Genomic DNA, 23,379 nt, shown 5'->3' on the forward strand with positions numbered 1-23,379 from the left:
CCGTCGTGCCGTCCATCCGTGACCGGGTGAAGCAGCTCGTCCCGACCCAGGTGACGAACCGGGTGAAGGAGTCCCTCGTCGACTACGGGGTGCGCACCAGCGACCGGCGGCCCCTGCCGGACTTCCTCATCATCGGCACCAAGCGGGGCGGCACGACGTCGCTGTGGAACTACCTCATCCAGCACCCGCTGGTGCCCCGGCTCTTCCCGGCGTGGAACACCAAGTCCGCGCACTACTTCGAGGAGCACTGGCGGCGCGGCGAGGCCTGGTACCGGTCGCACTTCCCGACCCAGCGGCAGCGCGAGGCGCTCCAGCGGCGGCACGGCGGGCCGGTCCGGGCCGGCGAGGCGGCGCCGCTGTACATGTTCCACCCCCTCGCCGCGCAGCGGGTCGCCGCGCTCATGCCGTCGGTGCGGCTGATCGTGCTGCTGCGCGACCCGGTGGAGCGGGCGTACTCGCACTGGAAGGAGCGGCGCACGCACGGCATCGAGCCGCTCGACTTCGCCGCCGCGCTCGCCGCCGAGGAGGAGCGCACGGCCGGGGAGCGGGAACGGCTGGTCGCGGAGCCGGAGTACTTCAGCGAGCCCTACGACTGGTACACCTACCGCGCCCGGGGCCGCTACCTGGAGCACCTGGAGCCGTGGCTGGCGCGGTTCGACCGGGAGCAGATCCTCTTCCTGCCCAGCGAGGACCTCTACCGCGACGCCCGGTCCACCTACCGTCGGACGCTGGACTTCCTCGGTCTGCCCCCGCACGACCTGCCCGACTTCAGGGTCTACAACGACCGCCGCTCGGCGCCGCTGGAGCCGGCCGTGCGCGCCGAGCTGACCGAGTACTACCGCCCGTACAACGACGCGTTGCGGCAGCGGCTGGGGCTGGACCTCGACTGGCCGGACCGGGCCGCGTGACGGCGCGGGTCGCCGCGCCGGCCGATCCCCGGTCGCGTGCGGACGGGCTGGGCTGGGTCACCCGGGCGGTGTTCGGCGACGAGCGCATCGCCCTCACCGTGGGCGGCCCCCCGCCGCCCGGCCACCGCGCCGTCGCCCGCTACGCGGTCGTCCCGTCGGTCGCCCGGGCCCGGTTCCTGCTGCCGCTCGGCGCGCCCCGGGCCACGGCCGCCTCGCTGCTGGCGTACAACGCGCTGCGCCCGCCCAGGGTCCGGGCGGTGCGGGCCGGGCTCGGCGCGCTCGCCCGGCTCGGCGCCGTCGACCTGGTCCCGTTCCCGCGGCTCACCGTGTCGCTGCCCGACGGGCTCGCCGCCGACGAGGTGCTGCTGGCGCGGCGGCTGGCCGGCGCGCTTGGCGGACCGTCGGTGTACGCGGCCTGCGGGGTCCGCCCGCCGGACCCGAACCACAAGCCCACCCTGCAACTGTTCGACCCGGCCGGCCGGCCCCTCGGCTACGCCAAGATCGGCTGGAACGACGCCACCCGAGCCCTGGTGAGCACCGAGGCGGCGGCCCTGCGCGACCTGCCCGGGGTCATCGACACCCCCGACCACCCGGCGGCGCCCCGGCTGCTGGCCGAGGTGACCGCCGCCGGGCAGGTGATCGCCCTGGTCGAGCCGCTGCCGCCGGCCGTGCGGGGAGTGCCCGCCGACGACCCGCCGCGACTGGCGGCGCTGCTCGCGGTGGCCCGCCGGGGCCGCGCGTCGGCGCCGCCGCGACCGCTGGCCGGTTCGGCCTTCCTGGCCCGGCTCTCCGCCGAGGCCGAGCGGGCCGCCGCCGCCACGCCCGACGGGGCCCGGGCCGTCTCCGCCGTGGCCACGCTGGCCCGCCGCCACGGCGACACGACCGTCGAGTTCGGGCACTGGCACGGCGACTGGGTGCCGTGGAACCTCGGCGTGCACGCCGGTCGGCTGGTCGCCTGGGACTGGGAGCACAGCGGGCCGGACGTGCCGCTCGGCTTCGACCTGGCGCACGACGCGTTCCAGCGCGCCCTGGTGCTGCGGGGCGAGCCGGCCGCCGCGGCGGCCCGGGCCGTCGACGCCCACCTCGGCCGGCACGGCGCCGGGCTGGGGCTCGATCCGGCGGCGCGGCGGCTGGTGGCCGACGGCTACCTGCTGGAGATGTGGCTGCGCACGTGGCGGCTCGCCGCGGCCGGCGCGGGCTGGAACGCCGCGCTGCATCCCGCCCTGTTGGACGTCGTCGAGAAACGACATAGCGGCTGATCCACCCGATCCGGCGTGATCGAGCCCCACCGTCCGTTGCGGACGGTGACGCGAAACTCCTGGTCGTGGCGACCGTCGATGGCCGACGGCGGCGCGGCGCACCCGTTCCGCCACCCGCGGAGGTCGGCTCTCGGCCCGGTCGTCCTATATCGACGCCCGCCGGACCTGTGATCTGCTGTCGGGTGGCGCCGACCGAAGACCCAAGCGCACTTGTGGGGAGTCGCGTGGAAACGACAACCGAGGACGCGGGCGATCCCGGAGTCCTGCTCCTGGTGGGGTCCAGCGGCGGCCACCTGGCCCAACTGCTCGCCCTGCGGCCGTGGTACGAACGCTGGCGCCGCTGCTGGGTCACCTTCGACACGCCCGAGGCGGTGTCGCTGCTCGCCGGCGAGGACCTGGTCCCGGCGCACCACCCGACCACCCGCAACGTGCCGAACCTGCTGCGCAACGCCGTCCTCGCCTGGCGGGTGCTGCGGTCGCGGCGGGTCGCCGCGGTGGTGACCACCGGCGCGGGGGTCGCCGTGCCGTTCGTGGTGCTGGCCCGGCTGCGGCGCATCCCCACCGTCTACATCGAGGTGTACGACCGCATCGACACCCCGACCCTGACCGCCCGACTCTGCCGCCCGTTCCTGTCCGCGATGCTCGTGCAGTGGGAGGAACAGCGCCGCCAGTACCCGGAGGCCACCGTCGTGGGGACCCTGCTGTGACCGCCGAGAGCACCGGAACCGCCCCCGCGCACCCGGTCGTTCCCGGCCGTCCCCGGCCGTCGCCGGCCAACCGGGTGCCCCGGCCCCGCGACCCCGGCGAGGCCGACCGGGCCCGCCTGCTGGTCGCCGTCGGCACCGACAAGCACCCGTTCGGCCGGCTGATCGGCTGGCTGGGGGAGTGGCATTCCGGCGTCGCCGACGAGGTCGGCCTGACCCTCCAGCACGGGCACACCCCGGCGCCCGGCGTGCCCGGGGCGGTGGCGTTCCTCGGCCACGACCAGCTCCAGGCCGCGATGGCCGAGGCCGACCTGGTGGTCTGCCACGGGGGGCCGGCCACCATCCTGGAGGCCCGCCGGCACGGTCGCCTGCCGATCGTGGTGCCCCGCGACCCGGCCCGGGGCGAGCACGTCGACGACCACCAGCAGCTCTTCGCCCGCCGGCTGGGCGCGGCGGGCATGGTGGCGCTGGCCGAGACCCGGGAGGAGCTGTTCGCGGCGCTCGACGCGGGGCTGGCCGACCCGTCCCGGTTCGCCGTCGCGGCCGACCAGCGGGCCTCCGACGCGCGCCGGGTCGCGGTGGAGCAGGTGGGACGGATCGTGGAGGAACTGGTGGCCGCGTCGACCGGGCGGCGGCAGCGGACGAGGTGGCGGCCGTGGGCGCGGTCGGGCCGGAACGGAGAGCGGCGATGAGCGAGCACCCGAGCGTCAGCGTGGTGGTGCCGACCCGGGACCGTCCGGAGCTGCTCCGGGCCGCCGTGCGGGCCGTCCTCGACCAGGAGCACCCCGGCCCGGTCGAGGTGGTGGTCGTCCACGACCGGTCCGAGCCGGACGACTCGCTGGCCGAGCTGTCCCGCCCGGACCGGCCGGTGCGGGTCATCCGCAACACCCGCACCCCCGGCCTGGCCGGGGCCCGCAACTCGGGCATCCTGGCGGCCACCGGAGAGCTGGTCGCGTTCTGCGACGACGACGACGAGTGGCTGCCCGGCAAGCTGCGCGCCCAGGTCGAGGCGATCGCCGCCGCGCCCGACGCGGAGTTCGTCTGCTGCGGCATCCGGGTGAGCTACGACGGGCACACCGTCGACCGGGTGCTGCCGAAGGACTCGGTCACCCTGGCCGACCTGCTGCGCGACCGGATGACCGAGCTGCACCCATCGACGTTCCTGATCCGCGCCGCCGCGCTGCGCGACGGGTTCGGGCTGGTCGACGAGGAGATCCCCGGCAGCTACGCGGAGGACTACGAGTTCCTGCTCCGGGCCGCCCGCAGCGCGCCGCTGGTCAACCTGCGCACCCCGTACGTGCTGGTGCGCTGGCACAAGCGGTCCTACTTCGCGCAGCGCTGGGACACCATCTCCGAGGCGCTGCAGTGGCTGCTGGAGCGCTACCCCGAGTTCGGCACCCAGCCGGCCGGCGAGGCCCGGGTCACCGGGCAGATCGCCTTCGCCCGGGCCGCCTCCGGCGACCGGCGGGGCGCGATGCGCTGGGCGCGGCACACCATCCGGCGCAACCCGCGCGAGCCGAGGGCCTACCTCGCCCTCGCGGTGGCCGGGCGGGTGGTCCGCGCCGACGCGGTGCTGCGCACCCTGCACAGGCGCGGCCGGGGCATCTGAGCGTGCCGGGTCCGGCGTGCCGCCGCGAACGAGGTGCCGTGCGACGACACGAACGGCAGGGTCCAGCCCCGGCGCGCCTTGCCGGGTCCGGCGTGCCGGCCGGTCGGCGGACGGCGGCGTCCGCAGGGCGGGACGCGGCGGGCACCGCACGGCGGCGGCCACCGGGCGTGACAGACTGACCGCTGTGTTGCGCTGGTTGACTGCAGGGGAATCGCACGGTCCCGCCCTCGTCGCGATGCTGGAGGGCGTGCCCGCCGGCGTCGAGGTGACCACCGGGGAGATCGCGGCCGAGCTGGCCCGTCGCCGGCTCGGCTACGGCCGGGGCGCCCGGATGGCGTTCGAGCAGGACGAGGTCGAGATCATCGGCGGGCTCCGGCACGGGGTGACCCTCGGCAGCCCGGTCGCGATCCGGGTCGGCAACTCCGAGTGGCCGAAGTGGCGCACCGTGATGGCCGCCGACCCGGTCGACCCCGACGAACTGGCCGGGCAGGCCCGCAACGCGCCGCTCACCCGGCCCCGGCCGGGCCACGCCGACCTGGCCGGCATGCAGAAGTACGGCCACACCGACGCCCGGCCGATCCTGGAGCGGGCCAGCGCCCGCGAAACCGCCGCCCGCGTCGCCGTTGGCACGGTCGCCAAGGCGCTCGTCCGGCAGGCGCTGGGCATCGAGATCGTCTCCCACGTGGTCGAGCTGGGCCCGGTGGCCGTCAAGCCCGGGCTGCGCCCGACGCCCGCCGACGCCGCCCGCATCGACGCCGACCCGCTGCGCTGCCTCGACCCCGAGGCCAGCGCCCGGATGGTCGCCGAGGTCGACGCCGCGAAGAAGGCCGCCGACACCCTGGGCGGCGTGGTCGAGGTGCTGGCGTACGGGGTGCCGCCGGGCCTGGGCAGCCACGTGCAGTGGGACCGCAAGCTCGACGCCCGGCTCGCCACCGCGCTGATGTCGATCCAGGCGATCAAAGGCGTCGAGATCGGGGACGGCTGGCAGCAGGCGCGCTCGCGGGGCTCCGAGGCGCACGACGAGATCATGCCCACCGCCACCGGCGTGCGCCGGGTCACCGACCGGGCCGGCGGGCTGGAGGGCGGCATCACCACCGGCGAGCCGCTGCGGGTGAAGGCCGCGATGAAGCCGATCTCGTCGCTGAACCGGGCCCTCGCGACGGTGGACGTGACCACCGGCGAGCCGGCCACCGCGATCAACCAGCGCTCCGACGTCTGCGCGGTGCCCGCCGCGGCGGTCGTCGCCGAGGCCATGGTCGCGCTGGTGCTGGCGGAGGCGGCCACCGAGAAGTTCGGCGGCGACTCGGTCGCCGAGATCCGCCGCAACCTGGCCGGCTACCTCGACGCGCTGGTGATCCGGTGAGCGCCGGCCGGTCGGCCGGTCGCGCGGGCGGCGGGCGGTGCCGCTGATGGCGCCGGTCTGCGTACTGGTCGGGGCGCCGGGCTCCGGCAAGACCACGGTCGGGCAGACGCTCGCGGGGCTGCTCGGGGTGGAGTTCCGCGACACCGACGTGGACATCGCACGGCTGGCCGGCAAGCCGATCCCGGAGATCTTCATCGACGAGGGCGAGGCGCACTTCCGTACCCTCGAACGGGCCGCGGTGGCGGCGGGGCTGGCCTCCTGTGAGGGGGTGCTCGCCCTCGGCGGCGGCGCGGTCCTCGCCGAGGAGAACCGCGCCGCTCTGGTCGGACATCCCGTGGTGCACCTGTCCGTGGAACTGCCGGACGCCGTGAAGCGGGTCGGGCTGGGCGCGGGCCGGCCGCTGCTGGCGATCAACCCACGGGCCACCCTGAAGCACCTGCTGGACCAGCGCCGCCCGCTCTACGCCGAGGTGGCCACCGCGACGGTGCTCACCGACGGACGGGCCCCGGAGGAGATCGCCGCCGAGGTCGCCGCGCTGCTGAAGCGCTGAGCGCGGGCCGGTTCCGACGTCGCCGCGCGGGCCGCGCGGCAGACCGCGCCGCTGCCCGCCGGGCGGGCAGCGGCGTCGCCGGTCAGCTCGTGCGCCGCCCCGAGCGGCTGGCCGACCGCGCCGGTCAGCTGCCCGCGATGCGGTCGAGGACGTCGGCCAGGCCCTTCGGCTCGCTGAGCATCGGCCAGTGCCCGGTGGGCAGCGCGTGCAACTGGCCGCCGGCGAGCCCGGCGAAGAACGGGTGTCCCTGCGCGATCATGCCCTCCACCACCTCGAGGGGGAAGGTGCTGGCCACCAGCGCGGTCGGCACCGCGCGACCGCCGGTGCGGCGCACCGGGTCGGTGGCGGCGCGCAGCGGGTGGGGCGTGGCGCGCCGCCGCAGCAGCGCGAGCGCGGCGGCATCCAGGCCGGCCAGGTTCTCCGGGTCCTCGGCCGGGTCCCAGGCGGGCGGGGGCAGCAGGTGCCCGTCGCCGATCTGGGCGCGCAGCCGCTCCTGCTCCTCCGGCGGGTTGCTGTCGAACTGCGACATCCCGTCCGGCATCGGCCCGCTCTCCACGTAGACCACCCGGGCGATCCGGTCCGGGACGCGGTCCGCTGCCTGGGTCACCGGCAGGCCCCCCCCGGAGTGCCCCACCAGCACCACGTCGGTCAGGTCCTCCACCTCGATCAGCCGGACGATGTCGGTGGTGTGCGTCTCCAGGCCCACCTCCGGGCCGGCCAGGTGGGCGCGCTCGGCCACCCCGGTCAGCGTCACCGGGTAGACCTCGTGGCCCTGCTCGCGCAGTGCCGCGGTCACCTCCCGCCACGCCCAACCACCCAGCCAGAACCCGGGAACCAGCACGAACGTCGCCATTTTCGATCTCCCTCTGTCGTCTTCCGGGGATACCGTACGATGAAATCCGGACGCTTTCCGCCCGGTATTCAGGAGTGGCCCGTGTCACATCCCGCCGCCCGGGTGCTCGGGATGCTCGAACTGCTCCAGGGCCACCACCGGCTGACCGGGGCGGAACTGGCCCGGCGCCTGGGGGTCGACGAGCGCACCGTGCGCCGCTACGCCGCGACCCTGGCCGACCTGGGCATCCCCGTAGCCGCCGAGCGGGGCCGCCACGGCGGCTACCGGCTGCGCCCCGGCTACAAGCTGCCGCCGTTGATGCTCACCGACGACGAGGCGGTGGCCGTGCTGCTCGGGCTGGTCGCGGCCGAGCGGCTCGGGCTGGGCACCGAGGAGCCGGCGACCGCCACCGCGCTGGCCAAGATCCGCCGGGTGCTCCCGCCCGCGCTGGGCGACCGGCTCGCCGCCGTGCAGGAGCACCTCGGCTTCACGCTGCGCCGCTCGGCGGCCGAGGCCCGCCCGGCGTCCGGGACGCTGCTCACGCTCGGGGCGGCCGCACGGCACCGGCGCCGGGTCCGGCTCGACTACAAGTCGTGGTCCGGCGCGGCCACCCGGCGGCAGCTCGACCCGTACGGGCTGGTGTTCCACGCCGGCCGGTGGTACGTCACCGGGCACGACCACCTGCGCGGGGAGGTACGCACGTTCCGGCTGGACCGGATCGGCGGGGTCGAGACGGGGGAGGAGACCTTCGCCGTGCCCGACGGGTTCGACCCGGTGGCCCAGGTGACCCGCTCGCTGGCCGGCGTGCCGTACGCCCACGACGTCGAGGTGCTGCTGGAGACCGACCTGGCCAGCGCCCGACGCCGGGTCCCGCCGAGCGTGGCCGGGCTGACCGAAAGCTCCGGCGGGGTGCTGTTGCGCGCCCGCGCGGAGAACCTGGACGGCATGGCCCAGCTCCTCGCCGGGCTGGGCTGGCCGTTCACGGTGCTCAGCCCGGACGCGCTGCGCGCCGCGGTGGCGGAGCACGCCCGTCGGCTGGCCGGCTGGGCCGGGCGGACGCCCGGGTGACCCGACGCCGCCGGTGCGACCGCCCGGCCACGCGCGACGGGTGGCCACCACGTGGACAGTCCCGGTCAGGGACCGGGTGGCTGGACTAGGCTGCCGGCGATGGACGAGGTGACCCGGATCCCGGTCGGCGGCGAGCGCCCGTACGACGTGCTGGTGGGACGCGACCTGCTCGACGCGCTGCCCGAGCTGTTGCCGGACGCGACCCGGGTGGCGGTGCTGCACACACCCCCGCTCAAGGGGCTGGCCGACGCGACCGGCGATCGGCTGCGGGCGGCCGGCGCCGCCCCGTTGCCGATCGAGGTGCCGGACGCGGAGGCGGGCAAGCACATCGACGTCGCCGCGGCCTGCTGGGACCGGCTGGGTGAGGCCGGCTTCACCCGTACCGACGCGGTGGTCGGGGTCGGTGGCGGCGCGGTCACCGACCTGGCCGGCTTCGTGGCGGCCTCCTGGCTGCGCGGCGTGCGGTGGGTGCCGGTGGCGACCTCCCTGCTGGGCATGGTCGACGCCGCGGTGGGCGGCAAGACCGGGATCAACACCGCGGCCGGCAAGAACCTGGTGGGCGCGTTCCACCCGCCGGTCGGGGTCCTCGCCGACCTGGCGACCCTGGACAGCCTGCCCCCGGCCGACCTCGCCGCCGGCCTGGCCGAGGTGGTCAAGTGCGGGTTCATCGCCGACCCGGCGATCCTCGACCTGGTGGAGCGGGACCCGGCGGCGGCCACCGACCCGACCGGCGCGGTGACCCGGGAGCTGATCGAGCGGGCGATCCGGGTCAAGGCGGACGTGGTCTCCGGCGACCTGCGCGAGTCCGGCGTGCGCGAGGTGCTCAACTACGGCCACACCCTCGCCCACGCCATCGAGAAGGTGGAGGGCTACCGCTGGCGGCACGGGCACGCGGTGGCCGTCGGCATGGTCTACGCGGGTGAGCTGGCCCGGCTCGCCGGCCGGCTGGACGCCGCCACGGCCGAGCGGCACCGCACGGTGCTGGCGGCGCTGGGCCTGCCCACCAGCTATCCGGCCGACGCCTGGCCGCAGCTGCTGGCCACCATGCGGGTGGACAAGAAGGCCCGGGGCAGCCGGCTGCGCTTCGTGGTGCTGGACGGGCTGGCCCGCCCGGCGATCCTGGAGGGCCCGGAGGACGCGCTGCTGGAGGCGGCCTACCGCGAGGTGGCGGCATGAGGGTCCACGTGCTGAACGGCCCGAACCTCGGCCGGCTGGGCACCCGGCAGCCGGACGTCTACGGGGCGACCAGCTACGCGGACCTGGTCGCGCTCTGCGAAACGACCGGGCGGCAGCTCGGCCTGGACGTGACGGTCCGGCAGACCGACGCCGAGCACGAGCTGTTGGCCTGGCTGCACGCCGCCGCCGACGAGGGCGCCGCCGTGGTGCTCAACCCCGCCGCCTGGTCGCACTACTCGTACGCGGTCCGGGACGCCTGCGCGATGCTGCGCGGGCCGCTCGTCGAGGTGCACATCTCCAACATCCACGCCCGGGAGGAGTTCCGGCACCACTCGGTGGTCTCCGCCGTGGCGACCGGCGTGATCTGCGGGCTCGGTGTCGACGGCTACCGCCTGGCCCTGCACCACCTGGCCGCCCGAAGCGGCTGACGGCTCCGGGCGTCCCGCCCTCCCGCCTCTCCCCGACCACCGACGCTCGAACCGGCGGGTGCGCAGAGTGACGGGCGTGCCGGGCGCCTCGGCGCGGGTGGGAAACGGCGGGCGGCGGTGGCGGGGGCAGCGGCGGGCAGCGGCGCTCCGCACAACTAGTAGACTTGCCAGGTCTGTCCGCCACTTGATGATCAAGGCAGGAAATGGCCACCACCAACGACCTGAAGAACGGCCTGGTACTCAACCTCGACGGAGAGCTCTGGGCCGTCGTCGAGTTCCAGCACGTCAAGCCCGGTAAGGGTGGTGCGTTCGTGCGTACCACGCTGAAGAACGTGCTGTCCGGCAAGGTGGTCGACAAGACCTTCAACGCGGGCACCAAGGTCGAGACCGCGACCGTCGACAAGCGCACGATGCAGTACCTCTACGCCGACGGCGAGGACTACGTCTTCATGGATCTGGAGACGTTCGACCAGATCACCGTCCCCGGCGGCACCGTCGGTGAGGCGGCGAACTACCTGCTGCCCGAGGCCGAGGCGACCGTGGCCACCCACGAGGGCGTTCCGCTCTACATCGAGCTGCCGACCAGCGTCGTGCTGGAGGTCACCTACACCGAGCCCGGCCTGCAGGGCGACCGGTCGACCGGCGGCAACAAGCCGGCCACCGTCGAGACCGGCGCGACCGTGCAGGTCCCGCTCTTCATCACCACCGGCGAGAAGATCAAGGTCGACACCCGCGACGGCCGTTACCTCGGCCGCGCCTGATGGCCGAGGGTCCCAAGCAGCAGATGCCGGCGCGCCGCAAGGCGCGCAAGCGGGCGCTGGACGTGCTCTTCGAGGCCGACCTGCGGGACCGCCCGCCGGTCGAGGTGCTCGCCGGCTACATCGAGCGGATCGAGAAGCCCCGGCCCGAGCACCTGGGATACGCGGTGAGCCTGGTCGAGGGGGTGGCGGCCCATCTCGACCGGATCGACGAGGTGATCGCGAGCTACGCCGAGGGCTGGACGCTCGACCGGATGCCCGCGGTCGACCGCAACCTGGCCCGCATCGCGGTCTACGAGCTGCTCTACGTCGACGAGATCGACGACGCGGTGGCGATCAGCGAGGCCGTCGAGCTGGCCCGGCAGATGTCGACCGACGACTCGCCGCGCTTCCTCAACGGCATCCTCGGCCGCATCGCCGAGTACGCCACCCGCTGACGGTGGCGCGGGTCACCGGCGGCTGAGCGTGTGACAGGAACGACAAGAAGGGCCCGTGCCGGACGGCACGGGCCCTTCTCGTGGTCGGGGGTCAGGAGGCGAAGAACGCCCGCGGGTCGGCGACCAGCACACCGTGCTCGGTGAGCCGCTCGATCAGGCCGGACGGCGAGGCGTCGTAGACGATGGCGAGCGCGCGCAGGTCGTCGGCGCGGATGGAGAGCACGCGCCCGTTGTAGTCGCCGCGCTGCTGCTGGATCGCCCGGGCGTAGCGGGCGACGTAGGCCAGGTCCTCCGAGGCCTCGTCGTACAGGCGCTCCAGGTCCAGGACGATCTTGCTGGTGGGCTCGTGGCGCACCCCGCTGCCGTCGGGCAGCAGCTCCGAGACGGGAACGCGGTAGAAGTCGGCCAGCTCGGCCAGGCGCGACACGGTGACGGCGCGGTCGCCGCGCTCGTACGAACCGACCACCACCGCCTTCCACCGCCCGTTCGACTTCTCCTCCACGCCCTGCAGGGACAGGCCCTGCTGCTGGCGGATGGAGCGCAGACGGGCGCCCAGAGACTTGGCGTATTCAGAGGGCATTCGGACACTCCCAGTGCTGCTCGGGGTTCTCCCAGCGATCGCTACGGAGCGTGACGGTACGGGGATTGCGACACGTGGTCAAGTGGTCGTGACCTTACCGTTGGGGACCGTCGGGCAAGTTGTCCGGTTTCGCCGGGCTGACCAGGGGGTCAGTGGCCGGCGGCGGTTCGCGCGGTGACCACTGGTAACGTGGCGTGAAGCCCCGGTCCGGGCCGCTCGCGGTCCGGCGCCGGCATCCGACGTCCTTTAACGACCCGTCCCGTGAGGCGGGGAAGGAGGTCCGCCGTGGCCTACCCACCGGCTGCCCAGTCGCCGCCCACGCGGCAACCCTCGGTGAAGGTGATCCTCGCCAGCGCCGACGTCCAGCGCGTGGTCGACCGCATCGCCCACCAGATCCTGGAGAAGACCCAGGGCGCCGCGAACACCGTCCTGCTCGGCATCCCCACCCGGGGCGCCCCGCTCGCGAGGCGGCTCGCCGCCCGGATCAGCACCTTCGAGGACGTGACCGTCCCGGTCGGCGTGCTGGACATCACCCTCTACCGCGACGACCTGCGCCGGCACGCCACCCGCGCGGTCGGGCCGACCCAGGTGCCGCCCGGCGGCATCGACGGCAAGCGGGTCATCCTCGTCGACGACGTGCTCTTCTCCGGCCGCACGGTGCGGGCCGCGCTCGACGCGCTCAACGACGTCGGGCGACCGGCGTCGGTCCAACTCGCCGTCCTGGTCGACCGCGGGCACCGCGAGCTGCCGATCCGCGCCGACTACGTCGGCAAGAACATCCCGACCTCCCTCGCGGAGAGCGTGAAGGTCACCCTCGCGGAGACCGACGGCGCCGACGAGGTCAAGCTGTACGGGGAGACCCCCCGGTGAGCGCGAGGAGTGCAGCGCGGCGGAGCCCCGCAGTCGCGAACGAAAGGCAGGCACAGTGATCCGGCACCTGCTCTCCGGCGCCGACCTGGACGCCGCCACCGCCACCCAGATCCTGGACACGGCCGCCGAGATGGCCACCGTCGCCGGCCGGGAGGTCAAGAAGCTCCCCGCGCTGCGCGGGCGCACCGTGGTCAACCTCTTCTACGAGGACTCCACCCGGACCCGCATCTCGTTCGAGGCGGCGGCGAAGCGGCTCAGCGCGGACGTGATCAACTTTTCGGCCAAGGGCTCCAGCGTGGCCAAGGGCGAGAGCCTGAAGGACACCGCGCTGACCCTCCAGGCGATGGGGGCCGACGCGGTGGTCGTCCGGCACCCCGCCTCCGGCGCCCCGCACCGGCTCGCCGACTGGGTCGACGGCTCGGTGGTCAACGCCGGCGACGGCACCCACGAGCATCCGACCCAGGCGCTGCTCGACGCGTACACGATGCGCTCGCGGCTGGGACGGCTGGCCGGCCTGTCGGTCGCGGTGGTCGGGGACGTGCTGCACAGCCGGGTCGCCCGCTCCAACGTGCTGCTGCTGTCCACCCTCGGCGCCAAGGTGACCCTGGTCGGGCCGCCCACGCTGATCCCCGTCCACATCGCGCAGGCGCTGGCGCCCGGCACCGACGTCTCCTACGACCTCGACGCGGTGCTGCCGCAGTCGGACGTGGTGATGATGCTGCGGGTGCAGCGCGAGCGGATGAACGACTCCTACTTCCCCTCCGCCCGCGAGTACGCCCGCCGCTACGGCCTGGACGGCCCGCGCATGCGCCGGCTGCCCGAGCACGCGATCGTCATGCACCCCGGCCCCATGAACCGGGGCATGGAGATCACGCCCGAGGTCGCCGACTCGCCCCGCTCCACCATCGTCGAACAGGTCGCCAACGGGGTCTCCGTGCGGATGGCCGTCCTCTACCTGCTGCTCGGAGGGAACAACCGGTGACCTCGTACCTGATCTCCAACGTGAGCGTCGTCGGCGCCGCGCCGACCGACCTGCTGCTCCGCGACGGCGTCGTCGCGGCCGTCGGCGCCGGGCTGGACGCGCCGGACGCCACCGTGATCGACGGCACCGGGCTGGTCGCGCTGCCCGGCCTGGTCGACCTGCACACCCACCTGCGCGAGCCCGGCCGGGAGGACGCCGAGACCGTCGAGTCCGGGTCCCGCGCGGCGGCGCTCGGCGGCTACACCGCCGTCTGCGCGATGGCCAACACCTCACCGGTCGCCGACACCGCCGGCGTGGTCGAGCAGGTCTGGCGGCTCGGTCGGGAGGCCGGGCTGGTCGACGTGCAGCCGATCGGCGCGGTCACCGTCGGCCTGGCCGGCCAGCACCTCGCCGAGCTGGGCGCGATGGCCGACTCGGCGGCCCGGGTGCGGATCTTCTCCGACGACGGGCACTGCGTCGCCGACCCGAAGCTGATGCGCCGGGCCCTGGAGTACGTGAAGGCGTTCGACGGGATCATCGCCCAGCACGCCGAGGAGCCCCGGCTGACCGAGGGCGCGCAGATGCACGAGGGCGAGGTCTCCACCCGGCTCGGCCTGACCGGCTGGCCGGCGGTCGCCGAGGAGGCGATCATCGCCCGGGACGTGCTGCTGGCCGAGCACGTCGGCAGCCGGCTGCACGTCTGCCACGTCTCCACCGCCGGCAGCGTCGAGGTGCTGCGCCAGGCCAAGGCCCGGGGCGTCCGGGTCACCGCCGAGGTGACCCCGCACCACCTGCTGCTCACCGACGAGCGGGCGGAGACCTACGACCCGGTCTACAAGGTGAACCCGCCGCTGCGCACCGCGACCGACATCGCCGCGCTGCGGGCCGCGCTGGTCGAGGGCGTGATCGACATCGTCGCCACCGACCATGCCCCGCACGCCGTGGAGGACAAGGAGTGCGAGTGGGCGTACGCCCGGCCGGGCATGCTCGGCCTGGAGACGGCGCTCTCCATCGCCCTCGACGTGCTCGGCCCCGAGTGGGACCTGATCGCCGAGCGGATGTCGCGCGCCCCGGCCCGGATCGCGGGCCTGGAGGGGCACGGCCTCGACCCGGCGCCCGGCGTGCCCGCCAACCTGACCCTGGTCGACCCGGCCGCCCGCCGCACCATCGAGCCGGCGGAGCTGGCCAGTCGCAGTCGCAACACCCCGTACGCCCGCATGGCGCTGCCGGGTCGCATCGTGGCGACCTTCCTGCGCGGCGAGCCGACGGTCCTGGACGGAAAGGCAGTCAAGTGATCCGAGCGAGGAGTGCAGCGGAGCGGAGCCCCGCAGTCCGGATCGAAGGGGAAGCCCTGATCCGAGCGAGGAGTGCAGCGGAGCGGAGCCCCGCAGTCCGGATCGAAGGAGACGCAGCGTGACCAAGCGCAGAAGCGCGATCCTCGTCCTGGAGGACGGGCGGACGTTCCACGGCGAGGCGTACGGCAGCGTCGGGGAGACCTTCGGCGAGGCGGTCTTCAACACCGGCATGACCGGCTACCAGGAGACCCTGACCGACCCCTCCTACCACCGGCAGGTGGTGGTGCAGACCGCCCCGCACATCGGCAACACCGGCGTCAACGGCGAGGACGACGAGTCGTCCCGGATCTGGGTGGCCGGCTACGTGGTGCGCGACCCGGCCCGGATCGGCTCGAACTGGCGGGCCACCGGCGGGCTGGAGGACCGGCTGGCCGCCGAGGGCGTGGTCGGCATCAGCGCCGTGGACACCCGGGCGCTGACCCGGCACCTGCGCGAGCGCGGCGCGATGCGGGTCGGCATCTCCAGCGTCGAGATGGACCCCCGGGCGCTGCTGGCGCGGGTGCGGCAGTCCCCGGAGATGGTCGGCGCGGACCTCTCCGCCGAGGTGACCACCGCCGAGCCGTACGTGGTGGCGGCCGAGGGCGAGCACCGCTTCACGGTGGCCGCGCTGGACCTGGGCATCAAGCGCAACGTGCCGCGCCGGCTGGCCGCCCGCGGCGTGACCACCCACGTGCTGCCCGCCACGTCCACCATCGACGACCTGCTCGCCACCGGCGCGGACGCGGTCTTCCTCTCGCCCGGCCCGGGCGACCCGGCCACCGCCGACGCGCCGGTGGCGCTGGCCCGCGAGGTGCTGCGCCGCAAGGTGCCGCTGTTCGGCATCTGCTTCGGCAGCCAGATCCTCGGCCGGGCGCTCGGCTTCGGCACCTACAAGCTGGGCTACGGCCACCGCGGCATCAACCAGCCGGTGCTCGACCGGGCCACCGGCAAGGTGGAGGTGACCAGCCACAACCACGGCTTCGCCGTGCGGTTCCCGGGCGCGGAGCCCGGCGCGGTCGTACCCGACCAGGTGATCGACACCGAGTTCGGCGGCGTCCAGGTGTCGCACGTCTGCCTCAATGACAACGTGGTCGAGGGGCTGCGGGCCAAGGACGTGCCCGCCTTCACCGTCCAGTACCACCCGGAGGCGGCGGCCGGTCCGCACGACGCGGACTACCTCTTCGACCGCTTCGCGGAGCTCATCGAGGGTCGCAACCACAGCGAGGGGCGCGAGAATGCCTAAGCGGACCGATCTCAAGCACGTCCTGGTGATCGGCTCCGGGCCGATCGTGATCGGGCAGGCCTGCGAGTTCGACTACTCCGGCACCCAGGCCTGCCGGGTGCTGCGCAGCGAGGGGATCCGGGTCAGCCTGGTCAACTCGAACCCGGCGACGATCATGACGGACCCGGAGTTCGCCGACGCCACCTACGTCGAGCCGATCACCCCGGAGTTCGTCGAGCTGGTCATCGCCAAGGAGCGCCCCGACGCGATCCTGCCCACCCTGGGCGGGCAGACGGCGCTGAACACCGCCGTCGCCCTGCACGAGGCGGGCGTGCTGGAGAAGTACGGCGTGGAGCTGATCGGCGCCAACATCGAGGCGATCAACCGGGGCGAGGACCGGCAGCTGTTCAAGGACATCGTCGCCAAGGCCGGCGTACGCCTGGGCCTGGCCGACCCGTCGGGCCTGGTGCCCCGCTCCCGGGTCTGCCACTCGATGGAGGAGGTCGAGGCGACGGTCGCCGAACTGGGCCTGCCGGTGGTGATCCGGCCGTCGTTCACGATGGGCGGCCTCGGCTCCGGCATGGCGCACACCCCGGAGGACCTGGCCCGCATCGCCGGCGACGGGCTGGCCGCCAGCCCGGTGCACGAGGTGCTCATCGAGGAGAGCGTGCTCGGCTGGAAGGAGTACGAGCTCGAACTCATGCGCGACCGGCACGACAACGTGGTGGTGGTCTGCTCCATCGAGAACCTCGACCCGATGGGCGTGCACACCGGCGACAGCGTCACCGTCGCCCCGGCCATGACGCTCACCGACCGGGAGTACCAGCGGCTGCGCGACCTGGGCATCGCGGTGCTGCGCGAGGTCGGCGTGGACACCGGCGGCTGCAACATCCAGTTCGCGGTCAACCCGGCCGACGGCCGGATCGTCGTGATCGAGATGAACCCCCGGGTGTCCCGGTCGTCGGCGCTGGCCTCCAAGGCCACCGGCTTCCCGATCGCGAAGATCGCCGCGAAGCTGGCCATCGGCTACACCCTGGACGAGATCCCCAACGACATCACCCTGAAGACCCCGGCGGCGTTCGAGCCGACCCTGGACTACGTCGTGGTGAAGATCCCGCGGTTCGCGTTCGAGAAGTTCCCCGGCGCGGACCCGGAGCTGACCACCACGATGAAGTCCGTCGGCGAGGCGATGAGCCTGGGTCGCAACTTCACCGAGGCGCTGAACAAGGCGATGCGCTCGCTGGAGACCAAGGCGGGCGGCTTCTGGACGCTGCCCGACCCGGCCGGCGCGACGAAGGAGAACACCCTCGCCGCGCTGCGGATGCCGCACGACGGCCGGCTCTACACCGTCGAGCGGGCGCTGCGCCTCGGCGCCTCGATCGCCGAGGTGACCGCCGCGTCCGGCGGGATCGACCCGTGGTTCCTGGACCAGATCGCCGCCCTGGTCGAGCTGCGCGCGGAGATCGTGGACGCCCCGGTGCTCGACGGCGACCTGCTGCGCCGGGCCAAGCGGGCCGGCCTGTCCGACCGGCAGCTGGCCGCGCTGCGTCCGGAGCTGGCCGCCGAGGACGGCGTCCGCACGCTGCGGCACCGCCTGGACATCCGCCCGGTCTACAAGACCGTGGACACCTGCGCCGCCGAGTTCGAGGCGACCACGCCGTACCACTACTCCTCCTACGACTCCGAGACGGAGGTCGTCGGGTCGGACCGGCCGAAGGTGCTGATCCTCGGCTCCGGGCCGAACCGGATCGGGCAGGGCATCGAGTTCGACTACTCCTGCGTGCACGCGGTCCAGGCGCTGCGCGGCGCGCCCACGGGCGGCGCGGCGGGCACCGGCTACGAGACCGTGATGGTCAACTGCAACCCGGAGACGGTCTCCACCGACTACGACACGGCCGACCGGCTCTACTTCGAGCCGCTCACCTTCGAGGACGTGCTGGAGGTCTGGCACGCCGAGGACACCTCCGGCAAGGCGGCCGGCGGGCCGGGCGTGGTCGGGGTGATCGTGCAGCTCGGCGGGCAGACACCGCTGGGCCTGGCGCAGCGGCTCAAGGACGCGGGCGTGCCCGTCGTCGGCACCTCCCCGGAGTCGATCCACCTGGCCGAGGAGCGGGGCGCGTTCGGGGCGGTGCTGGCCCGGGCCGGGCTGCGCGCCCCGGCGCACGGCATGGCCACCTCGTACGACGAGGCCAAGGCGATCGCCGACGAGATCGGCTACCCGGTGCTGGTCCGCCCGTCGTACGTGCTGGGCGGGCGCGGCATGGAGATCGTCTACGACGACGCGACGCTGCGCGACTACATCGGCCGGGCCACCGACATCTCCCCGGACCACCCGGTGCTGGTGGACCGGTTCCTCGACGACGCCATCGAGATCGACGTGGACGCGCTCTGCGACGCCGACGGCGAGGTCTACCTCGGCGGGGTCATGGAGCACATCGAGGAGGCCGGCATCCACTCCGGCGACTCGTCCTGCTCGCTGCCGCCGATCACCCTGGCCGGCTCGCACGTGGCCCAGGTCCGCCGCTACACCGAGGCGATCGCCCGCGGCATCGGCGTGCGCGGCCTGCTCAACGTGCAGTACGCGCTGAAGGACGACGTGCTCTACGTGCTGGAGGCGAACCCCCGCGCGTCCCGGACGGTCCCGTTCGTCTCCAAGGCCACGGCGGTGCCGCTGGCGAAGGCGGCGGCCCGGATCGCGCTCGGCGCCACCATCGCCGAGCTGCGCGCCGAGGGGCTGCTCCCGGCCACCGGGGACGGCGGCTCGCTGCCGGCCGGCGCCCCCATCGCGGTCAAGGAGGCGGTGCTGCCGTTCAAGCGGTTCCGCACCCCGACGGGCAAGGGCGTGGACTCGCTGCTCGGGCCGGAGATGAAGTCCACCGGCGAGGTGATGGGCATCGACACCGCCTTCGGGCACGCCTTCGCCAAGTCGCAGTCGGCCGCGTACGGTTCCCTGCCGACCGCCGGGAAGATCTTCGTCTCGGTCGCCAACCGCGACAAGCGCGGCATGATCTTCCCGATCAAGCGCCTGGCCGACCTCGGCTTCGAGATCGTCGCCACCACCGGCACCGCCGAGGTGCTGCGCCGGCACGGCATCGCCTGCGAGCAGATCCGCAAGCACTACGAGTCCGGCGCGGGCGAGGACGCGGTGTCGCTGATCCTCGGCGGCGACGTCGCCCTGGTCGTCAACACCCCGCAGGGCTCGGGCGCCAGCGCCCGCTCGGACGGCTACGAGATCCGCAGCGCCGCCGTCACGGCGGACATCCCGTGCATCACCACGGTGCCGGGCGCGGCGGCGGCGGTGATGGGCATCGAGGCACGCATCCGCGGTGACATGCAGGTGCGCCCGCTCCAGGAGCTGCACGCCGCCCTGCGGGCCGCCGAGTGACCCCCGGCGTCACCGGACCGGCCACCCGCGCGGCGGGCGCCGGTGACCCGGCGGCGACCCGGGGGAGCGCGCGGTGATCTTCGAGAAGGTGGTCCGGCCGCGGCTGTTCCGGATCGGGGCGGGGGACGCGGAGGCGGCGCACGAGTGGACGCTGCGCCGCCTGGCGGGGCTCTCCCGCCGGCCGGCGGCGCTGGCCGCCCTGCGCTCCCGGTACGCCGTCCGGGCGCCGCGCACGGTCTTCGGCGTCGAGTTCCCCAACCCGGTGGGGCTCGCGGCCGGGATGGACAAGGACGGCGCGGCGCTGGCGGCCTGGCCGGCGCTGGGCTTCGGCTTCGTCGAGGTCGGCACCGTCACCGCGCACCCGCAGCCGGGCAACCCGCGGCCCCGGCTGTTCCGGCTGCCCGACAGCGAGGCCGTGGTCAACCGGATGGGCTTCAACAACGCCGGCGCCGAGGCCCTCGCGGCGCGGCTGGCGGCGCTGCCCCGCCCGCTCGGGGTGCCGCTGGGCATCTCGCTGGGCAAGTCCAAGGTGGCCCCACTGGACGAGGCGGTGGCGGACTACCTCGCCTCCTACCGGGCGCTGCGCGGGCACGGCGACTACTTCGCGGTCAACGTCTCCTCGCCGAACACCCCCGGCCTGCGCGCGTTGCAGGACCGGGCGCACCTGGACGCCCTCCTCGCCGCGCTGGTGGGGGAGAAGCCGGTGCTGGTGAAGATCGCCCCGGACCTCGCCGAGCCGGCGATCGCCGAGCTGCTGGAGGTCTGCCTGGCCCGGGGCGCGGCGGGGGTGATCGCCACCAACACCACCCTGGCGCGGGACGGCCTCGCCCCGGCCGACCGGGAGCGCGGAAAGGAGACGGGCGGCCTGTCCGGCCGGCCGCTGGCCGGCCGGGCCCGCGAGGTGGTCGCCTTCGTGCACCGGGAGACCGGCGGCCGGCTGCCCGTCATCGGCGTCGGCGGCATCCTCGACCCCGACGACGCCGCCCGGATGTTCGACGCGGGCGCCGCCCTGGTCCAGCTCTACACCGGCTTCATCTACCGCGGCCCGGCCCTGCCCCGGGCCGTGGCCCGCGCCGCGGCCGCCGCCCCGCTGCTGCCCCAGGCCCGGTAACCCCTCGTCCCGGCGACCCTGCGCCTTCCGCCCCGGCTCGTGCCGCACACCGGGCCGGACGGGGCCAGGCGCAGGGCCGCCGGGAGCGATGACGAAGGAGCACGTGTGACACCCGAGGAGATCCTCGCCGCCGACCGCCGGCACGTCTGGCACCCGTACGCGGCCCTGCCGCCGGCCAGCCCGCCCTACGTGGTGGAGGGCGCCGAGGGCGTACGGCTGCGGCTGGCCGACGGCCGGGAGGTCGTCGACGGGATGTCGTCGTGGTGGGCGGCGATCCACGGCTACCGGCACCCGGTGCTCGACGCGGCGGTGACCGACCAGCTCGGCCGGATGAGCCACGTGATGTTCGGCGGGCTCACTCACGAGCCGGCGGTCCGCCTGGCGGCCACCCTGGTCGAGCTGGCCCCGGACGGGCTGGAGCGGGTCTTCCTGGCCGACTCCGGCTCGGTCAGCGTCGAGGTGGCCGTCAAGATGTGCCTGCAGTACCAACGCGCCACCGGCCGGCCGGAACGCCGCCGGCTGGGCACCTGGCGGGGCGGCTACCACGGCGACACGTTCCACCCGATGAGCGTCTGCGACCCCGAGGGCGGCATGCACCACCTGTGGGGCGACGTGCTGCCCCGGCAGGTCTTCGCCCCCGTCCCGCCGGGCGGCTTCGACACCCCGCCCGACCCGGCCTACTGCGCGGCCCTCGTGGAGGCGGTCGAGCGGCACGCCCACGAGCTGGCCGCCGTGATCGTGGAGCCGGTCGTCCAGGGCGCCGGGGGGATGCGCTTCCACCACCCGGAGTACCTGCGGGTGCTGCGCGAGGTCACCCGGGCGCACGGGGTGCTGCTGATCTTCGACGAGATCGCCACCGGCTTCGGCCGGACCGGCGCGATGTTCGCCGCCGAGCACGCCGGGGTGGTGCCCGACGTGATGTGCGTGGGCAAGGCGCTCACCGGCGGGTACCTGACGCTGGCCGCCGCGCTCTGCACGGCGGAGATCGCCCGGGGCATCTCGGCCGACGGGGTGCTGGCGCACGGCCCGACCTTCATGGGCAACCCGCTGGCCTGCGCGGTCGCCAACGCGTCCCTGGGCCTGCTGCGGGCCGGGGACTGGGCGGGGCAGGTGTCGAGGGTGCAGGCGGGCCTGCGGGCCGGCCTGGAGCCGCTGCGGGGCGCGCCGGGGGTGGTCGACGTGCGGGTGCTCGGCGCGATCGGCGTGGTGCAGCTCGACCGCGAGGTGGACCTGCCCGCCGCCACCGCCGCCGCCCTCGCCGAGGGCGTCTGGCTGCGCCCGTTCCGCGACCTGGTCTACACCATGCCGCCGTACGTCACCGACGACGCCGACCTGGCCCGCATCGCCGCCGGGGTCGCCGCCGCGGTGCGGGCGGGCTGAGCCGCCGGCAACGGTCCGGCGGGAGTACGCGGGCGGCGCGCGCCGCCCGCCGACGAGCGTGCCCCGGGCGGTCGCCCGGGCGAGGAGAGGGAGACAACCGGATGGAGAGCTTCGGCGCCCGCCTGCACCGGGCCGTCACCGAGCGCGGGCCGCTCTGCGTCGGCATCGACCCGCATCCCGGCCTGCTGGCCCGGTGGGGGCTCGACGACGACGTCCGGGGGCTTGACCGGTTCGCCCGGACGGTCGCGGAAGCCCTCGGTGACCGGGTCGCGGTGGTCAAGCCCCAGTCGGCCTTTTTCGAACGGTTCGGCTCCCGCGGGGTGGCGATCCTAGAGTCAACTATCCGACAGTTACGCGAAGCCGGTTCGCTCGTTCTGCTTGACGTCAAGCGCGGCGACATCGGCTCGACGGTCGCCGCGTACGCCTCGGCGTACCTCGACCCATCCAGTCCCGTCCATGTCGACGCGGTGACCGCCAGTCCGTACCTCGGCGTCGGCTCGCTCGCCCCGATGTTCGAACTGGCCGCGGAGCACGGCGGCGGGGTCTTCGTGCTGGCGCTCACCAGCAACCCCGAGGGCGCCGCCGTCCAGCGCGCCCGTACCGCCGACGGGCGGACCGTGGCGCAGACCGTCATCGACGAGATTTCCCAGCTCAACGCGGGTGCGGAGCCACTGGGCAGCTTCGGCCTCGTGGTCGGCGCGACCATCGGCGACACCGGCCACGACCTGTCCGGGGTGAACGGCCCGCTGCTCGCCCCGGGCCTCGGGGCGCAGGGCGCCACCGCGGCGGATCTGCGCGTCGTCTTCGGCTCCAGCCTGCCCGCCGTGCTCCCCTCGTACTCCCGCGAGGTGCTGAACGCCGGCCCGGACGCGGCCGCGCTGCGGGCCGCCGCGGACCGGGCCCTGGCCGACTGCCGGGCCGTCCTGGCTGCCCGTTGACTGACTGACGGCTCGGTCACTTTGCGATGATCATCGCGCGTCCACGTTGCCGAAACCGTCGTTGACCGCTAGTTTTCCCCGCGCTGGGAACCATGGACCCCTTGGTTCACAGCGACACCACGTTTCACAGATGCGGCGTGGCGTCCCGCCCGTCGCGATAGGGACCTGAGGGGAACTGGTGCCGCTCCCGTCACTGACCCCCGAACAGCGCGCTGCCGCGCTGGAGAAGGCCGCGGAGATCCGCAAGGCCCGTGCTGAGCTGAAGGAGCAGCTCAAGCAGGGCAAGACCACCCTCGGAGCCGTCCTCGAGCGCGCCGAGTCCGACGACGTCGTCGGCAAGCTCAAGGTCTCCGCCGTGCTGCAGGCGATGCCGGGTATCGGCAAGATCCGGGCCACCCAGATCATGGAGAAGCTCAAGATCGCCGACAGCCGTCGCCTGCGTGGCCTCGGCGAGCAGCAGCGCAAGGCACTGCTTGGGGAGTTCGCCGCCAACTGAGGCTGGCAGC

23 protein-coding genes are annotated in these 23,379 nt (G+C 74.4%); 21 read left to right on the plus strand and 2 right to left on the minus strand.

Annotated elements, in window-relative coordinates:
* Window positions 1–5: 5 nt before the first annotated feature.
* From ACGF7U_RS23200 to ACGF7U_RS23230, 7 genes are all read left to right on the plus strand, one after another.
* Entirely contained in the window at window positions 6–908 is a 903-nt protein-coding gene (locus ACGF7U_RS23200) for a sulfotransferase domain-containing protein (RefSeq protein ID WP_393109845.1), read from the plus strand.
* Complete coding sequence (locus ACGF7U_RS23205) at window positions 905–2,167, plus strand: hypothetical protein (RefSeq protein ID WP_393109847.1); 1,263 nt, start codon at window positions 905–907, stop codon at window positions 2,165–2,167. Before ACGF7U_RS23200 ends, ACGF7U_RS23205 begins: the two co-directional genes overlap by 4 nt.
* A 224-nt stretch (window positions 2,168–2,391) precedes the next feature.
* Complete coding sequence (locus tag ACGF7U_RS23210) at window positions 2,392–2,874, plus strand: UDP-N-acetylglucosamine--LPS N-acetylglucosamine transferase (RefSeq protein ID WP_393109849.1); 483 nt, start codon at window positions 2,392–2,394, stop codon at window positions 2,872–2,874.
* A gap of 74 nt (window positions 2,875–2,948) precedes the next feature.
* Window positions 2,949–3,563, plus strand: a complete 615-nt coding sequence (locus ACGF7U_RS23215; RefSeq protein ID WP_393109983.1) for a glycosyltransferase — start codon at window positions 2,949–2,951, stop codon at window positions 3,561–3,563.
* The gene (locus ACGF7U_RS23220; RefSeq protein WP_393109851.1) at window positions 3,560–4,480 is read left to right on the plus strand and encodes a glycosyltransferase family 2 protein; all 921 of its coding nucleotides are present in this window, start codon (window positions 3,560–3,562) and stop codon (window positions 4,478–4,480) included. Before ACGF7U_RS23215 ends, ACGF7U_RS23220 begins: the two co-directional genes overlap by 4 nt.
* Before the next feature lie 184 nt (window positions 4,481–4,664).
* Window positions 4,665–5,843: a chorismate synthase gene (aroC, locus tag ACGF7U_RS23225; RefSeq protein ID WP_393109853.1), complete on the plus strand. Its 1,179-nt coding sequence runs from the start codon at window positions 4,665–4,667 to the stop codon at window positions 5,841–5,843.
* Between the two features lie 46 nt (window positions 5,844–5,889).
* Window positions 5,890–6,393 (plus strand): shikimate kinase, encoded by a 504-nt coding sequence (locus ACGF7U_RS23230; RefSeq protein WP_393109855.1) that lies wholly within the window; start codon window positions 5,890–5,892, stop codon window positions 6,391–6,393.
* Window positions 6,394–6,517: 124 nt separating this feature from the next.
* Here the strand turns inward: ACGF7U_RS23230 and ACGF7U_RS23235 are convergent, their stop codons facing one another.
* Entirely contained in the window at window positions 6,518–7,246 is a 729-nt protein-coding gene (locus ACGF7U_RS23235) for an alpha/beta fold hydrolase (RefSeq protein WP_393109857.1), read from the minus strand.
* 81 nt (window positions 7,247–7,327) lie between these two features.
* Between ACGF7U_RS23235 and ACGF7U_RS23240 the strand changes: the two genes are divergently transcribed.
* The 5 genes from ACGF7U_RS23240 to nusB all read left to right on the plus strand — a co-directional run bounded on the left by ACGF7U_RS23240 (window position 7,328) and on the right by nusB (window position 11,092).
* Window positions 7,328–8,293 carry a helix-turn-helix transcriptional regulator gene (locus ACGF7U_RS23240; protein WP_393109859.1) on the plus strand — a complete coding sequence of 322 codons (966 nt, stop codon included), beginning with the start codon at window positions 7,328–7,330 and terminating at the stop codon, window positions 8,291–8,293.
* A gap of 99 nt (window positions 8,294–8,392) precedes the next feature.
* A complete protein-coding gene (gene aroB, locus ACGF7U_RS23245) occupies window positions 8,393–9,469 on the plus strand; it encodes a 3-dehydroquinate synthase (protein WP_393109861.1) in 1,077 nt (358 codons plus the stop codon).
* Complete coding sequence (aroQ, locus tag ACGF7U_RS23250) at window positions 9,466–9,897, plus strand: type II 3-dehydroquinate dehydratase (RefSeq protein WP_393109863.1); 432 nt, start codon at window positions 9,466–9,468, stop codon at window positions 9,895–9,897. The genes aroB and aroQ overlap by 4 nt, the downstream gene beginning before the upstream one ends.
* A 203-nt stretch (window positions 9,898–10,100) precedes the next feature.
* Entirely contained in the window at window positions 10,101–10,658 is a 558-nt protein-coding gene (efp, locus tag ACGF7U_RS23255) for an elongation factor P (protein ID WP_091095583.1), read from the plus strand.
* Window positions 10,659–10,681: 23 nt separating this feature from the next.
* Window positions 10,682–11,092, plus strand: coding sequence for a transcription antitermination factor NusB (nusB, locus tag ACGF7U_RS23260; protein ID WP_172896683.1), 411 nt, complete (start codon window positions 10,682–10,684; stop codon window positions 11,090–11,092).
* A 91-nt stretch (window positions 11,093–11,183) separates the two neighbouring features.
* On the opposite strand, the gene ACGF7U_RS23265 is transcribed toward nusB, so the two are convergent.
* The gene (locus ACGF7U_RS23265; RefSeq protein WP_013285505.1) at window positions 11,184–11,672 is read right to left on the minus strand and encodes a transcriptional regulator; all 489 of its coding nucleotides are present in this window, start codon (window positions 11,670–11,672) and stop codon (window positions 11,184–11,186) included.
* A gap of 285 nt (window positions 11,673–11,957) precedes the next feature.
* Between ACGF7U_RS23265 and pyrR the strand changes: the two genes are divergently transcribed.
* The 9 genes from pyrR to mihF all read left to right on the plus strand — a co-directional run bounded on the left by pyrR (window position 11,958) and on the right by mihF (window position 23,369).
* Window positions 11,958–12,542 (plus strand): bifunctional pyr operon transcriptional regulator/uracil phosphoribosyltransferase PyrR, encoded by a 585-nt coding sequence (gene pyrR, locus ACGF7U_RS23270; RefSeq protein WP_393109865.1) that lies wholly within the window; start codon window positions 11,958–11,960, stop codon window positions 12,540–12,542.
* Window positions 12,543–12,597: 55 nt separating this feature from the next.
* Entirely contained in the window at window positions 12,598–13,524 is a 927-nt protein-coding gene (locus ACGF7U_RS23275; protein WP_091095578.1) for an aspartate carbamoyltransferase catalytic subunit, read from the plus strand.
* Entirely contained in the window at window positions 13,521–14,798 is a 1,278-nt protein-coding gene (locus tag ACGF7U_RS23280; protein ID WP_393109867.1) for a dihydroorotase, read from the plus strand. Before ACGF7U_RS23275 ends, ACGF7U_RS23280 begins: the two co-directional genes overlap by 4 nt.
* Before the next feature lie 118 nt (window positions 14,799–14,916).
* The gene (gene carA, locus ACGF7U_RS23285) at window positions 14,917–16,080 is read left to right on the plus strand and encodes a glutamine-hydrolyzing carbamoyl-phosphate synthase small subunit (RefSeq protein ID WP_393109869.1); all 1,164 of its coding nucleotides are present in this window, start codon (window positions 14,917–14,919) and stop codon (window positions 16,078–16,080) included.
* Window positions 16,073–19,444 carry a carbamoyl-phosphate synthase large subunit gene (carB, locus tag ACGF7U_RS23290; RefSeq protein ID WP_393109871.1) on the plus strand — a complete coding sequence of 1,124 codons (3,372 nt, stop codon included), beginning with the start codon at window positions 16,073–16,075 and terminating at the stop codon, window positions 19,442–19,444. The genes carA and carB overlap by 8 nt, the downstream gene beginning before the upstream one ends.
* A gap of 73 nt (window positions 19,445–19,517) precedes the next feature.
* Window positions 19,518–20,555 (plus strand): quinone-dependent dihydroorotate dehydrogenase, encoded by a 1,038-nt coding sequence (locus ACGF7U_RS23295; protein WP_393109873.1) that lies wholly within the window; start codon window positions 19,518–19,520, stop codon window positions 20,553–20,555.
* Window positions 20,556–20,660: 105 nt separating this feature from the next.
* Window positions 20,661–21,935 (plus strand): adenosylmethionine--8-amino-7-oxononanoate transaminase, encoded by a 1,275-nt coding sequence (locus tag ACGF7U_RS23300; protein WP_393109875.1) that lies wholly within the window; start codon window positions 20,661–20,663, stop codon window positions 21,933–21,935.
* Between the two features lie 101 nt (window positions 21,936–22,036).
* The gene (gene pyrF, locus ACGF7U_RS23305; RefSeq protein WP_393109877.1) at window positions 22,037–22,873 is read left to right on the plus strand and encodes an orotidine-5'-phosphate decarboxylase; all 837 of its coding nucleotides are present in this window, start codon (window positions 22,037–22,039) and stop codon (window positions 22,871–22,873) included.
* Between the two features lie 178 nt (window positions 22,874–23,051).
* Complete coding sequence (mihF, locus tag ACGF7U_RS23310; RefSeq protein WP_007458370.1) at window positions 23,052–23,369, plus strand: integration host factor, actinobacterial type; 318 nt, start codon at window positions 23,052–23,054, stop codon at window positions 23,367–23,369.
* Window positions 23,370–23,379 lie beyond the last annotated feature (10 nt).

Origin of the sequence: Micromonospora sp. NPDC047670 (assembly GCF_043204915.1) — a bacterium.
In the GTDB taxonomy this organism is placed as follows: domain Bacteria; phylum Actinomycetota; class Actinomycetes; order Mycobacteriales; family Micromonosporaceae; genus Micromonospora.